Source organism: Capnocytophaga sp. oral taxon 324 str. F0483, assembly GCF_000318315.2.
GTDB classification, from domain to species: Bacteria; Bacteroidota; Bacteroidia; order Flavobacteriales; family Flavobacteriaceae; genus Capnocytophaga; species Capnocytophaga ochracea.
Genome location: NZ_KB291496.1, coordinates 7,250 through 21,218, shown reverse-complemented (window position 1 = coordinate 21,218; position 13,969 = coordinate 7,250). Strand labels below are relative to the sequence as shown.

Annotated in this window: 15 protein-coding genes; 2 read left to right on the top strand and 13 right to left on the bottom strand. The window is 40.3% G+C overall.

Translation table 11 applies throughout. The features are described from left to right. Positions 1 to 145 precede the first annotated feature (145 nt). The gene (locus HMPREF9072_RS02600) at positions 146 to 589 is read left to right on the top strand and encodes a hypothetical protein (RefSeq protein ID WP_009419230.1); all 444 of its coding nucleotides are present in this window, start codon (positions 146 to 148) and stop codon (positions 587 to 589) included. A 291-nt stretch (positions 590 to 880) separates the two neighbouring features. Further along, complete coding sequence (locus HMPREF9072_RS02595; protein ID WP_009410388.1) at positions 881 to 1,621, top strand: 1-acyl-sn-glycerol-3-phosphate acyltransferase; 741 nt, start codon at positions 881 to 883, stop codon at positions 1,619 to 1,621. Here the strand turns inward: HMPREF9072_RS02595 and HMPREF9072_RS02590 are convergent. The 13 genes from HMPREF9072_RS02590 to HMPREF9072_RS02530 all read right to left on the bottom strand — a co-directional run bounded on the left by HMPREF9072_RS02590 (position 1,608) and on the right by HMPREF9072_RS02530 (position 13,372). Then, positions 1,608 to 2,192, bottom strand: a complete 585-nt coding sequence (locus HMPREF9072_RS02590; RefSeq protein ID WP_009410387.1) for a riboflavin synthase — start codon at positions 2,190 to 2,192, stop codon at positions 1,608 to 1,610. The genes HMPREF9072_RS02595 and HMPREF9072_RS02590 overlap by 14 nt on opposite strands. Before the next feature lie 52 nt (positions 2,193 to 2,244). Beyond that, a complete protein-coding gene (locus HMPREF9072_RS02585; RefSeq protein ID WP_009410386.1) occupies positions 2,245 to 3,240 on the bottom strand; it encodes an NAD(P)H-dependent glycerol-3-phosphate dehydrogenase in 996 nt (331 codons plus the stop codon). A 589-nt stretch (positions 3,241 to 3,829) separates the two neighbouring features. Continuing rightward, complete coding sequence (locus HMPREF9072_RS02580; RefSeq protein WP_009410384.1) at positions 3,830 to 4,825, bottom strand: sensor histidine kinase; 996 nt, start codon at positions 4,823 to 4,825, stop codon at positions 3,830 to 3,832. Then, positions 4,822 to 5,049, bottom strand: a complete 228-nt coding sequence (locus HMPREF9072_RS02575) for a hypothetical protein (RefSeq protein ID WP_009410383.1) — start codon at positions 5,047 to 5,049, stop codon at positions 4,822 to 4,824. The genes HMPREF9072_RS02580 and HMPREF9072_RS02575 overlap by 4 nt, the downstream gene beginning before the upstream one ends. Before the next feature lie 37 nt (positions 5,050 to 5,086). Next, positions 5,087 to 6,307, bottom strand: coding sequence for an ABC transporter permease (locus HMPREF9072_RS02570; RefSeq protein ID WP_009410382.1), 1,221 nt, complete (start codon positions 6,305 to 6,307; stop codon positions 5,087 to 5,089). Positions 6,308 to 6,467: 160 nt separating this feature from the next. After that, a complete protein-coding gene (locus HMPREF9072_RS02565; RefSeq protein WP_009410381.1) occupies positions 6,468 to 6,947 on the bottom strand; it encodes a hypothetical protein in 480 nt (159 codons plus the stop codon). A 42-nt stretch (positions 6,948 to 6,989) separates the two neighbouring features. Continuing rightward, a complete protein-coding gene (locus tag HMPREF9072_RS02560; protein ID WP_009410380.1) occupies positions 6,990 to 7,982 on the bottom strand; it encodes an alpha/beta hydrolase in 993 nt (330 codons plus the stop codon). A 36-nt stretch (positions 7,983 to 8,018) separates the two neighbouring features. After that, positions 8,019 to 8,858: a type II CAAX prenyl endopeptidase Rce1 family protein gene (locus tag HMPREF9072_RS02555; RefSeq protein ID WP_009410379.1), complete on the bottom strand. Its 840-nt coding sequence runs from the start codon at positions 8,856 to 8,858 to the stop codon at positions 8,019 to 8,021. Positions 8,859 to 8,870: 12 nt separating this feature from the next. Further along, positions 8,871 to 9,395, bottom strand: a complete 525-nt coding sequence (locus tag HMPREF9072_RS02550) for a TetR/AcrR family transcriptional regulator (RefSeq protein WP_009410378.1) — start codon at positions 9,393 to 9,395, stop codon at positions 8,871 to 8,873. A gap of 93 nt (positions 9,396 to 9,488) precedes the next feature. Then, positions 9,489 to 10,238 carry an ABC transporter ATP-binding protein gene (locus HMPREF9072_RS02545; protein WP_009410377.1) on the bottom strand — a complete coding sequence of 250 codons (750 nt, stop codon included), beginning with the start codon at positions 10,236 to 10,238 and terminating at the stop codon, positions 9,489 to 9,491. Next, the gene (locus HMPREF9072_RS02540; protein WP_009410376.1) at positions 10,239 to 11,468 is read right to left on the bottom strand and encodes an efflux RND transporter periplasmic adaptor subunit; all 1,230 of its coding nucleotides are present in this window, start codon (positions 11,466 to 11,468) and stop codon (positions 10,239 to 10,241) included. It lies immediately after the preceding gene. 96 nt (positions 11,469 to 11,564) lie between these two features. Then, complete coding sequence (locus HMPREF9072_RS02535; protein ID WP_034566062.1) at positions 11,565 to 11,948, bottom strand: endonuclease domain-containing protein; 384 nt, start codon at positions 11,946 to 11,948, stop codon at positions 11,565 to 11,567. A gap of 113 nt (positions 11,949 to 12,061) precedes the next feature. Next, positions 12,062 to 13,372 (bottom strand): TolC family protein, encoded by a 1,311-nt coding sequence (locus HMPREF9072_RS02530; protein WP_009410374.1) that lies wholly within the window; start codon positions 13,370 to 13,372, stop codon positions 12,062 to 12,064. Positions 13,373 to 13,969 lie beyond the last annotated feature (597 nt).

Below are 13,969 nucleotides of genomic sequence, written 5' to 3'. Positions count from 1 at the left end.
TCTCTCATTTCCTCATTCTCTCATTTCCTCATTCGTCAATAATTCATAACTATCATCCAAAGGCAAAGGTACAAAAAATACTTTGAAGAAAGAAAAGAATTTCAAAAAGATTTGTATTTTTGCCCGCAAATTTATAAAGAATATTATGTATCAACTAATTAAACAGACACATTCACTATGTGCTTATTTAGTATTGGCAGTGCTTATCATAGCAGTTATCAATGCGCTTATGGGATTTTTTGGCAAAAGAAAATACTTTGGAATAAAAGACCTCCGCTTGAGTTTGTTTGCTCTGGTATTCTCTCATATTCAATTATTATTGGGCTTATTAGTCTATGTAACTACCCCTCGTTTGCAGATGTGGAGTGAGGGGGCTAAAGTGGTGATGAAAGACAGCTTATTGCGCCAGTTATTGGTGGAGCACCCTATAATGAATATCATAGCAGTAACGCTGATTACTGTGGGCTGGGTAAAACTTAAAAAACAGACAGAAGTGCGCAAGATGTACGGAAAAATAGCCTTGTTTTACGGTATTGCACTGGTATGCTTGCTCTCGATGATTCCTTGGAAGCTATGGTGGTCTGTATAAGAAAAAAAGTCCGATAATAATATCGGACTTTTCCATTAACCAACAAAAACTTTAAATTATGAAAACTATTATTTGAAGTTTTACAATGAGCTACCACCCTCATTGCGCTGACAAAGGTACGGCAAATTTTTGAATTACCAAAGAAAAAATCGATTTTAACAAAACTTTATTACTGTTTTAACGATACTTTTACACTGCAAAAAGAGAGCGTTAAGCGGTGATGTTGAGGTTTATATATTTAGAAATCAGTAATATATTTGCTCCTACCGGATAATAATAAGATTACATTAAATGAAACTCCTGAAATACACCTTTTGGCTCTTGTGGAAGAGCTGGTTTTACTTGCTTGTACTCATTCTTATTCTCCTGTGGTTGCCCTTGTTGTTTATTCTTACAGCACGGGCAGAATGGTATCGCTCATTTTATTGGGTAGCCCGAAACTTATGGGCAACGCCTATATTGTACGGTATGGGCTTTTTGCCGAAAATACACACGGAATATACCGTGCCTAACGACCGCCATAGCTATATGCTGGTCGCCAATCATTACAGTATGATGGACATAATGCTGATGTTCTACTGTAGTAAAAATCCGTTTGTATTTGTAGGGAAGAAGGAACTGAGCAAGACGCTATTGTTTGGTTATTTCTACAAACGTGTTGCCATAATGGTAGATAGAAAGAGTCCGCAGAGTAGGAAGAAGGTTTATGCCCGAGCGATGGAGAGAATAAAGGCGGGCCTGAGCATTTGTATTTTCCCCGAAGGAGGTGTCCCCGATGATGAGAGTATAGTCCTCGATAGTTTTAAAGATGGTGCTTTTCGCATTGCGATAGAATGCCAAATTCCCATAGTGCCAATGGTATTCTACGATACTAAAAAACGCTTTCCCTTCCGCTTCTTTGCCGGCAGTATGGGCACGATGCGAGTAGATATATTGCGCTCTATTCCTACCCAAGGCAAAACCCTTGACGATAAAGACGCTTTACGCGAAGAAGTACGTTCTCTTATTTTACAACGTCTTACCGTTGCATAAGTCGGGCGACATATTTACCAATTACATCGAATTCTAAATTTACAACACTACCTATTTGTAAGTATTGCAGATTGGTATGTGCTAAAGTATAAGGGATTACTGCTACACTAAAACTATGGGAAGTTGCATCTATTACCGTTAGGCTTACACCATTCACAGTAATAGAGCCTTTTTCAATTACCACATTGCCAGTAGAGGGGTCGTACTCAAAAGTGAAACGGGTGCTACCTGCTTCTTCTTGGATAGCACTACAAGTACCCGTTTGGTCGATGTGACCTTGCACGATATGTCCGTCTAAGCGCGTGTTGAGAAGCATACCGCGCTCTAAGTTTACCGCATCACCTACTTGCAAACTGCCCAAGTGGGTTTTGGCAAGAGTTTCGGCAATAGCGGTTACTTGGTATACATCGCCATCGATAGCCACTACCGTAAGGCATACCCCATTATGGGCAACACTTTGGTCTATTTTTAGTTCATTTGTAAACGAACTTTTTACGTATAAATGCAGATTCACCTCTTCGCGTTCTATCTGCACGATTTTACCTATTTCTTCTATAATTCCTGTGAACATAAAGTTAATTAGCAAATTTTCTCATTCTCTCATTCCCTCATTTTCTAATTCTCTAATCCAGTTCTCCTGTCAATTCTGCAAATGCTACATTGGCTCTTTTGCCTTCGTATAACACTTTGTAGACGGCATCGAGTATGGGAGTGCGACTGGGTTTTTCTTGATTTTTGTTAATGAGGTAAGCGCTTTTAGTGGCGTAATAGCCTTCGGCTACCATATTCATTTCAGCCATTGTACTCTTTACAGTATAGCCCTTACCTATCATCGTGCCGAACATACGGTTGCGACTGAAAAGCGAGTAGGCGGTTACGAGTAAATCACCTAAATAAGCGGAGTTGTTAATATTTCGTTTGATTTTGTAAATATGCTTGATGTAGCGTCGCATCTCGCGAATAGCGTTGCTCATCAGCACACTTTGGAAGTTATCGCCATAGCCCAATCCGTGTGCAATACCCGCAGCAAGGGCATAGATGTTCTTTAGCATAGCAGCATATTCAATGCCTACGACATCGTCGGATATTTTGGTCTTCACATAATGGCGTTTCATTGCTTCAGCCATAAAGCGTGCTTTTTCCTCGTCCAGACAAGCAATGGTGAGGTACGACAGACGTTCGAGGGCTACCTCTTCGGCGTGGCAAGGACCTGCTATAACGCCTATCTGTGCATAAGGCACGTGATGTATTTTGTTGAAATATTCACCTACTATAAGTCCGCTCTTAGGTTCGATACCTTTGATAGCAGAAAATATATTTTTATTAGATAGCGGTTCGGTGAGTTTTTCTAATTCTTCGTTCAAGAAAGCTGAAGGGATAGAAAAAACAAGGTAATCACTAAAAGTTACCGCCTCGTTGATGTCGTTAGTGAGGTGTAGCTTACTGATGTTTAAATGTACATCGCTGAGGTAGTTAGGGTTGTGTTTAGTCGCTTTTATGTGCTCAATAGCCTGTTCATTGCGCATATACCAACACACTTGGTCGATATTGGCGGTAAAAATCTTAATCAGAGCCGTTGCCCAACTCCCTCCTCCGATAACTGATATTTTGGTTTCCACAATTCTTAGCTATTATTATTTTGGGGCAAAGGTACGAAAATAATGCTGTATTACCAAAAACTGCTTACTAAAACCACAGAACAAACACACCAAAAGAGGAAATATAGCTTACGCTATATAAATTATGTGATAATCAATTAAATCTGTTCCAATTTCTGTACCGCCAGGTGTATTTCTTTTTTTAAAGAAAATTTCGAGCCTTTGATTTAAGTTGTTACTAATTTTATGTCCAACAAGTCTAAACACAACGACGAGTGATGTGAGGAGATAGTAGCACCATAAGTTCAATCAATGTTCTATTATAATTCGATTAACCTTTATTGTAGACCCACTGTAGACCCACTGTAGACCCACTATAAAACCACTGTAGTTCCGTTTAAGGTTTGTTAAAAGTCCGTCAGACGTCCCGCATAGCAACTGCGCAAAATTATGAAGTATAGGTCAGTTCGAGACTTTCAGGTAGCTTGCTACCTATTTGTTTGATTTGTAAGATTTCTGTAGCGTAAGCTACACTGTCCTCACATCGAAAGTACTTCTTTTTTAAGAAAATTTCTTGCCTTTGGTCTAAAAACCTCACATTTGTCAATTATCAATTCTCAATTGTCAATTGAGCAATGTATTCTCCGTTTTTTTCTTCGATGTTGTATTGATGTTTTTTAGGATAAAGAAGTGTTAGCCGTTTCTTTAAGTTTTCAATGCCAATACCTGAGTTATACAAACTTTCTTGTTTAGGAATTATAGTGTTCTCACTTCTAAATATTACCTTATTTTCTTCCACTCTCAAGCTAAACGACAATTCTGTTACCTCAGTCGCCGATACGCCGTGCTTAAAAGCGTTTTCCACTAAGCTGATAAACAGCAAAGGCGCTATGGTGAGTGGGGGTAGTTGCTTTGGGAAATCTACCCGTACAGTAGTTTTATCAGTCAGGCGCAACTGCATTAAGCTGATGTATTGTTGCAAGAAATCTACTTCCTCTGTAAGGCTAATCTGCTTTTGGTCACTGTTTTGCATAAAGTGACGCATCAGCTTGCTAAGGCTATGCACGCTCTGTTGTGCCTTTTGAGGGTCAAACTCTATAAGCGAATAGATATTGTTGAGTGCGTTGAAAAAGAAATGCGGTTGAAGTTGGTATTTCAGTTGGGTAAGGTCGGCTTGTAACTTGTGTGCTTGGGCTTCTTTCTGAGCGATTTCCAAAGAGAAGTTGCGTTGTGCATAGCGTATTGCCATTGCAAAGACTACTGGTAAGAGGTTCGATAAGAAATCGAAATAGACAAAAGCGTGAAAAGGAGGCATCCTACGTCCATCTTTGCGAGGATTGAAGTACGAAAAAAGCTCATATTTGCTGTACGAAATACATAAAATGAGTGCCACTGCTACCAATATAAAAAGTATATATCGTTTTTTTAACCACAGTTTATCAATAAGCCAATAGAAACTGATGTAGAACAAAAACATCAAGAAAGGCAATGATATGAGCGAACGGTAAAGTGCCTCCTCAAATCGGTGATTGCTTTCGGAGATAAAAATAAGGGCAGGTAGAATACAAACCACTGCCCAAGCAGCTATGTGTGTTAAGAATTTCATTCTTTATACTTTGATGTTTTTAAATAACTTTCTGTAAAACTCTTGATGATTTCAGAAGAATAGTCTCCTCCTTTGGCATAAGAGATACCCATAACTTCTAAAGCTATAGCTTGGCACTGCTCATCATTAATAGTAATGGCTTTACTATCTAATATTTCTCTAACAATAACCATACATTTTTGCAGGTCTTCTGTTGTAGCATAAGGAGGTAAAGTTATATTCATCAGCTTTTATTATTTCTAATTGCCTGTTTCTCTCGCACTACTCGTATCTGAGGGCGCTAATAGGTTCTAACTCGGCTGCTTTGCGGGCAGGATACCAACCGAAGAAAATCCCTGTAATGGTACATACTAAGAAGGATATTACAATAGAATACAAGGTAATACTCACAGGCCAGCCTATAAACAGCGATACGCCTACGGTAGCTAATAAGCCAATAATTACCCCTAATACTCCCCCAGTGATGCTAATAAGCACCGACTCGATGAGGAACTGCGCCAAAATGTCCTTACCCTTAGCCCCAATAGCCATACGCAAGCCTATCTCCTTAGTGCGCTCTTTTACTGATACGTACATAATATTCATAATGCCTATTCCCCCTACGATGAGCGAAATGCTGGCAATAGCTACCAATAACACGGTAAGCATCTCGCTGGTAGAGCTAAACGTACTGATGAGCTCCTGTTGTGAAAACACGTTGAAATCATTTTCTTGTGTAGCCGAAAGGTTATGCGTGCGCTCCAAAATCTTCTTCACTTGGTTTACCGCATTCTCCGACTGACTTTCATCTATTACCGAAGCCACAATACTCTGCAAGAAAGTTTGCGCCAAAATACGCTTTTGTACCGTAGTATAAGGAGCGATAATTACATCGTCTTGGTCTTGACCAAAGTTGCTTTCACCTTTTTTCGTAAGGATACCAATCACTTTAAAAGGGATATTCTTAAAGCGTATGGTTTGCCCAATAGGGTTTTCGCCGTTAGGAAAGAGGTTCTTAGCTACCGTTTGTCCTATCACGGCTACTTTGGCAAAGTTAGTAATTTCATCTTCACCAAACATACTCCCCTCAGCCACACTCCACTCGCGTATAGGCAAGTATTCGGTATTCACTCCGTAGATAGAGGTAGGCCAGTTATTACCACCAGCTATACTTTGTCCATTGCCACTTACTACCGGCGATACGTATTTCAGTAGGGTACCTTCTTTTTTGAGGGCTTCGTAATCCGTCATTTTCAGCGATTGCATATCGCTCATACTCATACGCACGCCGCCCATCATACCCGCACCAGGGCGGATATTGAGCATATTGGTACCCATTTTAGAGATATTCTCCTTGATGCTCTTTTTAGAACCCTCGCCAATGGCAAGCATTGTAATAACAGAGCCCACCCCAATGATGATGCCCAGCATTGTAAGCATCGCCCTTGTTTTGTTGAGCAAGAGGGCACGCCACGCTATTTTAAAAAGGTTTTGTATATTCATAATATTAATTATTTAAATCTCGCACAGATTTTTCAATTGACAAATGAGGTCGTAATCGTATGAGCTACAAGCTCTATTTATAGTAGGCACGAGCTACAAGCTCGCGCCAGCTGGGGGAGAAAATATTTTTCTAAAAATCAGATAATTATTTATCTAAAAATTACCATGCATCAGAATGTATTGAGATTGATGTACCACTACCTTTAATGTTACCTACAAGCAATACTCGTTTACTTTTTATACCTAAAAACTTACACCTTCCAATCTTTTCATCTGTATAAATAACGTTTGATTTCATTGCTTTTAAGTTGATTTTTTGATTGGGAAATATCCTAAAAATAGAAGTATTAGGATTATTTACATCACAAAATAAGTCATAGTTTGATGTTACCCATTTTTTCTTTATTTTAATCTGTTCATATAAAGAGAACAAGACAGTATCTACTTTTGATTTATTTTCAATAATTATCAAAAGACTATCTTTATCTTCTCTAGCAGATATTGATAACATCTGTGTTTGAGCAGATGCTATATTAATATTAAATATGAACATAAATATTACAATAAAGCTGACTTTATTTCGATTCCTTTTCTTTTTTCGTGCCTCCATTTGTTCTATGATTTCTGTTTGGATAATCAACCATAACTTCTATTGATTGGTTGCCCTCTTCTCTATATTCTCTCAATTTAGTAATTGAAGATTCTCGCTAAAAAACGCCTCCAATTTATCAAAAGGAATTACTCCAGCCTGATTGTCGTAAAAATCGGTATGGCGTGCATTAGGAACAATTAATAGTTCTTTTTTCTCACTTCCTATCAATTTATAGGTATCTTCGCTCATATATCGCGAATGGGCATTTTCTCCTGCAATCATAAGAGTTGGCACATCAATTTCATTAGCATACGCCAACAGAGGGAAATTCATAAATGAAAGCAACGTAGTGGCTGTCCAAACGTGATTGGAAACCGAACGCTCGTGGAAACCTCGTGGCGTTTTGTAAAACTCAATATAATCATTTAAGAATTGAGGTACTTTATCCGATGGCTCATCGGGCATAGGGTAACCTGGTGTAGGGGTTCCTGTCTCGGCATCTGCCCAACGGATAGCATTGAGTGAACGCTTCATTTCCAAACGCATTTCGGGTGTATTGGCATCAAAATAGCCTTTGCTAAACACACGTGACATATCGTACATTACCATAGTGGCAACTGCCTTTATACGTGTGTCGATAGCTGTAGCATTCAGTGCAAAGCCTCCCCAACCACAAATACCTATGATTCCTATTTTTTCTCTATCAACAAAAGGTTGAATGCCTAAGCAATCTACCGCTGCCGAAAAATCCTCGGTATTGATGTCGGGCGATGCTACATTACGAGGTTCTCCACCACTCTCTCCGGTATAGGAGGGGTCAAAAGCTAAGGTTACAAAGCCTCTTTCAGCCATCGTCTGGGCGTAAAAGCCCGAAGCCTGTTCTTTTACAGCTCCAAATCCACCGCAAACAGCAAGAGCACCGAGCTTCTTATCTTCGCTGTTTTTTGGGAAATACAAATCACCAATAAGGGTGATACCATAGCGGTTTTTGAATGACACTTTTTTGTGTTCAACTTTATCGCTTTTGGGGAAAATCTTATCCCAAGAAGCAGCGTTTACAGGGTTTTCAGTGTTTTTGTTCATATTGCTAATATTTTTTTGGTTTATACAATTTATTCATTACGATTGAAGTTGTTCTTTACTTTTGCGTATTTTTCTTAAATACAAGCCTATAGTCAAGTATATCAATGTTGGGATGATGCCAAAAAGAGGAGATACTAAAAGTGTTTTATCGGGTGAAATAACAGTAAATCCTTCTGAAATGAGAGGGTTAAGGGCATCTTTCATTGAATGCATCAAAATTACCAATAAGAGCGAGCGCGAGAGAAAAAAAATCTCAGTGTACATTATTGTCCAAACAGCAATAACCACAAAACTCACCAAAATAAATAGCTCTTTGCTATAAGGGAAAAAGGTTGCCATATAAGCATCGTCTAAGAATATGAGGTTGTATGGCAGATGCCATATTTGGCAGACAAATGCCACCACTAAATAAATCAACCATTCATTTTTGACAAGTTGTTCCATTTTTACGGTGAGATACCCCCGAAAAGCCGATTCTTCTAAGATATTTTTGATAAAAATGGGTAAGAAAGCAGTAGCAAAAACAGGGAGATAGGCAGCAACACTAAACTTACTCACATCTACCCAACCTAATAGCTTGCCAACAAACATTGTTATACCAACAACCACCGGATAGACTGCAATAGCAAAGATATACCAGCGAGTGTTTTGCTTGAAACGAGGTTTTAAAGGAAAATCTTTCCAACCATCGCCACCCAAAAGACGAAGCAAAATCATACACACAATAGGGGTAGCAATAAAAATCCCTGATCCCAAAGACTCTAAATTAGAAGGTTCACCAAGTATCTGGTTTACCCCAACGCCTATCCATCCGCAAGAGATGGCTACCAAGCTAAATAAGATTACATTCCGAAGTGTTTTTTTATTGGTTTTCATATTAAGGTAGGTTTATTTTAATATTTCTAAAATTTTATCTTCGTCGTAAACAAGCATACCAACTGCAACCAATGAGGCGATACCGTGTGCCAACATCCAACCTTTAGCAATGTCATTCTTCAGCTCTTCATCAGGTAGGTTTTGGCATTCCTCGCTATTTTTCATTATTTCTACCACTCGCTCACTTTCGGGAAAAATGTCAGTAAGTTTTACATTGGTAACATTATCCATATAAAAAGCCTTGAATAGGGCGGGCTCGGTGTGTGCCATCCACACGTATCCGAGTCCTAAATCCAAAAGAGTATTACCTGTTTTTGAGTAACTGAGCACTACACTTTGCAGGAAGGGCAGTGCTTTTTTGCAGATTTCGGCTTTAAGGTCATCCATATTTTTATAGCACCAATAGATGGGCTGAGTGGAGCAACCTATTTGCTTAGCAATATTTCGGGCTGAAAGCACTGCAAAACCCTCTTTTCGCACCATTTCAAAGGCGGTTCCTATAATTACTTCTTGCGTTATTGTTGTTGATTTCGGCATAAAACTTTGTTATAACATATGTAATATAACATCTGTTATTTTTGCAAAAGTAGTACATTTTTTTTAATCTGCAAATTTTTAATTAAAAAAGATTCAGTCTGCGTCATTCGTATTTCGTAATTGTGCCAACTGTTCTTTGGCGTTTAGTCTATCGGTTACTTCCTTATCACTGATGATATGTCCGTCTTTAAGTACAACAGTGCGCTTGCTGAAAAGGGCGATGTCGTTCTCGTGGGTTACAAACCCTATCGTACTACCTTGGTCATTAAGGCGTTGGAAAAGCTCCATTACCTCATAAGAGGTTTTAGTGTCAAGGTTACCGGTAGCCTCATCGGCAAGAAGTATCACCGGGTGATTTACAAGGGAACGCGCAATGGCTACCCGTTGCTGTTGTCCACCCGATAGTTCACTGGGCAAGTGGTTCAATCGGCTTTCTAAGCCTACGCTGATGAGAGCTTCAATAGCGCGCTCGCGACGTTCTTTAGCCGAGATTTTAGAGTTGTACATCAAAGGGAGCTCTACATTCTCGATAGCTGAGGTACGCGCCAAAAGATTGTACGACTGAAAGATAAAACCTATCTTGGTGTTGCGTACCGTTGCGAGTTCGTTCTTGCTCATATCTTTCACCGAGATGCCGTCCAAAATGTAATCGCCTGACGACGGACGGTCTAAACAACCTAATATGTTCAATAAGGTTGATTTACCCGACCCACTAGGTCCCATAATGGTTACGAACTCACCCTCGTGAATGGTGAGGTTGATGCCTTTGAGGGCGTGAACTGTCTCGTTGCCCATCTTAAACTCGCGTTTCATATCGCGTATGTCGATGATTGCTTTTTTCATTTATTTGGCTTTTGAGTTATCACGACGAGGACGTTTAGGCATAAACGGACTGCTGCTATCGCTGCTCTTACTGTCACCTCCTGCTACTCGCGGCGTGTTGCCCTGCAAGCTGGTGGCTACTTTCTCACCTACGTTGAGTCCGCTTACTACTTGCACGTTGATACCATCATTGCTACCTATGGTTACAGCTTTCTGAGCGAGAGTACCGTCAGTGTTCACTACCCATACGTATTTATTTTTACCCTTGCCGTGCTGTACTTTGGGCATTGGAGCGTTAATGCCTTTCTGAGCGTAGTATTGCATCAGTAGGTCGATGTCTGGGGTGAAATTCATCGCTTTCGCAGGCACTATGGTTACGCTTTTCAGCTCATTGGTATAGATAGCGATGGTCGCGGTAAGCCCAGGTTTGAGCTTCTCGTCGGGGTTTTCAGCCTCTACTATCACCGTATAGGTCACCACGTTCGAAGTCGTAGTAGGTGATAGACGCACTTGGGTTACCTTCCCTGAAAACTCTTCTTGGGGGTAAGCATCTACGGTAAAGCTCACACGTTGTCCTACTTTCACTTGCCCTATATCGGCTTCGTCTACATCGGCTTCCACCTGCATACGCTTGATGTCTTTGGCTATCTTGAAAAGTGTAGGCGCACTCATCGAGGCGGCTACCGTTTGCCCTTCTTCTACCTCTTTGCTGAGGATAATTCCATTGATAGGCGAATAGATATTAGCATATCCTAAGTTAGTTTTCGCTTGATTGAGGGTTGTAAGGCGTTGTGCTACATTTGTTTTCGCGTTGTTGAACTGATACAATGCTTGCTCGTAGTCCGATTTGCTAATCACTTGGGCATTGTACATTTTCTGTTGTCGTTCGTAATTCTGACGATAGTAATTCAGTTCGTTGAGAGCCGATTGATAATTGGCAGTAGCATTTACAACCATTTCTTGTAGGTTCGTCTTGTCGAGTTCCGCCAGTAGCTGTCCTTTCTTCACTTGGCTGTTGTAATCTACGTAAATCTTGCTTACCAATCCCGATACTTGGGTACCTACTTCCACCTCGTCCACTGGCTGTACGCTACCAGTAGCAGTTACTTCGGTAGTAACGTCACCTTCGGTTACCTTATCGGTTTGCAGGACGATAAAAGTAGGTTTTTCCTTCATAAAGAAGTGATACACCCCAAAAGCCACTACGGCTAATAGTACGATAATGATGATTTTCTTAATGTGTTTTTTCATTTCAATAGATTCTAAAATTAATGCATAAAAGCTTGTAAAAACATCCCCCTGCCCCCTTCAAAGGGGGAGGCGCGATACAAAAGCAATGGATAACTGTTATATCTCCTCGATTCTATTTTCTCTCAATGTACTGACAATACTTTCTAATGATGATAGCACCCCAAAGAGATTGGTATTTATTTGTTCGTTTGAAAAACGAACAAATGTTACACCATACTTTTCTATAACTTCTTGTCGCTGACAATCTTCTAAAAACCTAAATTCGTGTATATTGCCATCTACTTCAATTGCTAAAGCTAATTCGTGACAATAGAAATCTACTATATACTCCAAAATAGGCACCTGTCTATGAAATTCAACACCTAAGGCTTTTCTTCTTAGATGATTCCAAAGAGTTATTTCACTTGATGTACTATGATTTCGCAAATATCGTGCAAAATCTTTTAGTTTAGGATTATATGGTATAATTTTGTTTGGCATAAGGCATTTTTTATCAGTATATATTATTATCTGTCTATATCGCTCGTGTATGATGACCGTCATATCTCCCCCTTCTGAAGGGGGCAGGGGGATGTTTATATAAAGTTGTTCTCCTATAAAAGGAGGCTACCCTCATAAAACTTCAGCAACTGTACATACAGCGCCTGCATATACTTATTTTGCAAATAGGTTTGCTCCGCGTTGAGGTAAGCGTTTTCGCTTACGAGAAGCTCGGTATTGGTAAGTCCACCGAATTCGTGCTTTTTTACTGCCAAATCGTATGCCAATTTAGCATTGTCACGAGCCGTGCGCGAAGCTACTTGTTGTGCTTGGTAAGTGGTAGCATTCTGCCAAGCGGTTTCTATTTTAGTATAGAGGTCTTTTTCCGCTTGTTGTTCGTCGAGCACTGCTTGCTGTTGGGTAACCTTAGCTAGTTTCACATTGTTCTTATTTCTGAACTGCGAAAAGATAGGAATATTGAGCGATGCTCCTATGGTCTGACCGAAATTGCTGTCCAACTGTGTGCGATAGCTCAAATCGTTGAGGTTAGAATATCCTGTATTTACCCCTGCTTGTAGCGATAGAGTAGGGGCATAGCCCGCTCTGGCTATCTTAATATCTTTTTCAGCTATCTTTTGTTGTGATTGATAGATTTTTAGATTGGGGAGCTTTTGTTTGGCTTCCGCAAAAACCACATCTTTATTAGGGATAATCGCCGTTTCATCATCTGCGGGAAGGTCGAGCGCAATAGCGAAATCACTATTAGGAGGAAGCTCCAACAGTTGTTTGAGGGTCAGTACCCTACTTTCGTATTCATTTTCTGCTTTGATAATAGAATACTCGTTGTTGGCGTGACGCGTTTCTATCTCAGCTAAACTCAGTTTAGCAATAGACCCATTAGCAAACTTGCCCTGTGCTTGTTTTAATTCCTCACCCGAAGAGCGCGCTGTATTCTTAGCGACTTCTATTCCCTCATAGCTGTAAAGGGCTTGCAGATAGGCTTCAAGCACACTCAAAGTGATGTTGTTTTTCGCCTCTTGCACGTACAGTTCGTTCTGTTCGAGCAATAATTTGCTGCGGTCTACTTGTAGGTTCAGTTTATTGCCCTGATAGAGTGGCATAGATGCCGATACTCCAAAGTTGTTGGAGAACGTACGTCGCGACACCCGCTCGTTAGAAATCTGATTGATTGCCGAACCGTAATTCTGGTTTGCCGAAGCCGAGCCACTTACCGTAGGCAAGCGGGTGCTCTTCGCCTGACTGTAATTGATTTCAGCCGTCTGCTGGTTCAGTTCCGTCTTCTTTACAGAAATATTGTTCTGTACCGCATAGTTGATACAGTCAGCCAGCGACCATTGTTTTGCTTGAGCCCCTGCTAACAAAGGACAGAGACACAAAAAAGATATGTACAAAGTTCTTTTCATCGTTTTTAGTTTTTAAGCAACTTTTTGTCATTTAGTTGCGACAAAGGTAGTGCAATACAGCCGGAGTCCGCAAAAATAATCGACGAAAAGCCTTATTTTATCGACGGAAAGCAATATTTAGCAGTTAATTTTTAGTTATAAGGGGTTAATTTTAGTCGTCAGAAACGTCCAATCGCTCTGCCTTATTCACCTTGTCCGCTCACTTCATCTTGTCTACCCTGTCTATCTCGTCCTCCTTCTCCGACCCGTCTGCCTTGTCCAACAACTGCCCGTACATCTCCTTCCTCCAATAACTCTCGCAAGTTATCTTCCTTTTATCTTTATGTATTGTTCATTCAAAAATCTGTTATTCGTCATTTATCACTCGTCATTTGTCCCTTGTCATTCCTCATTTCTTCGCCTTTTCGTCACCACATTCCCCCTTTGAAGGTAGCCAGCGACAGCTGAGTATGTGCCCCGCCAGGGCAGAGCTTCTGAATATAAAGAAGTTTTTATCATTTTTCCGTCGCTACATTCCCCCTTTGAAGGGGGGTAGGGGGGATGTTATCCCCTAGTGCCTATGCCCTAAGGCCTAGTGCCTTTTCCCTTTCTTTCGCC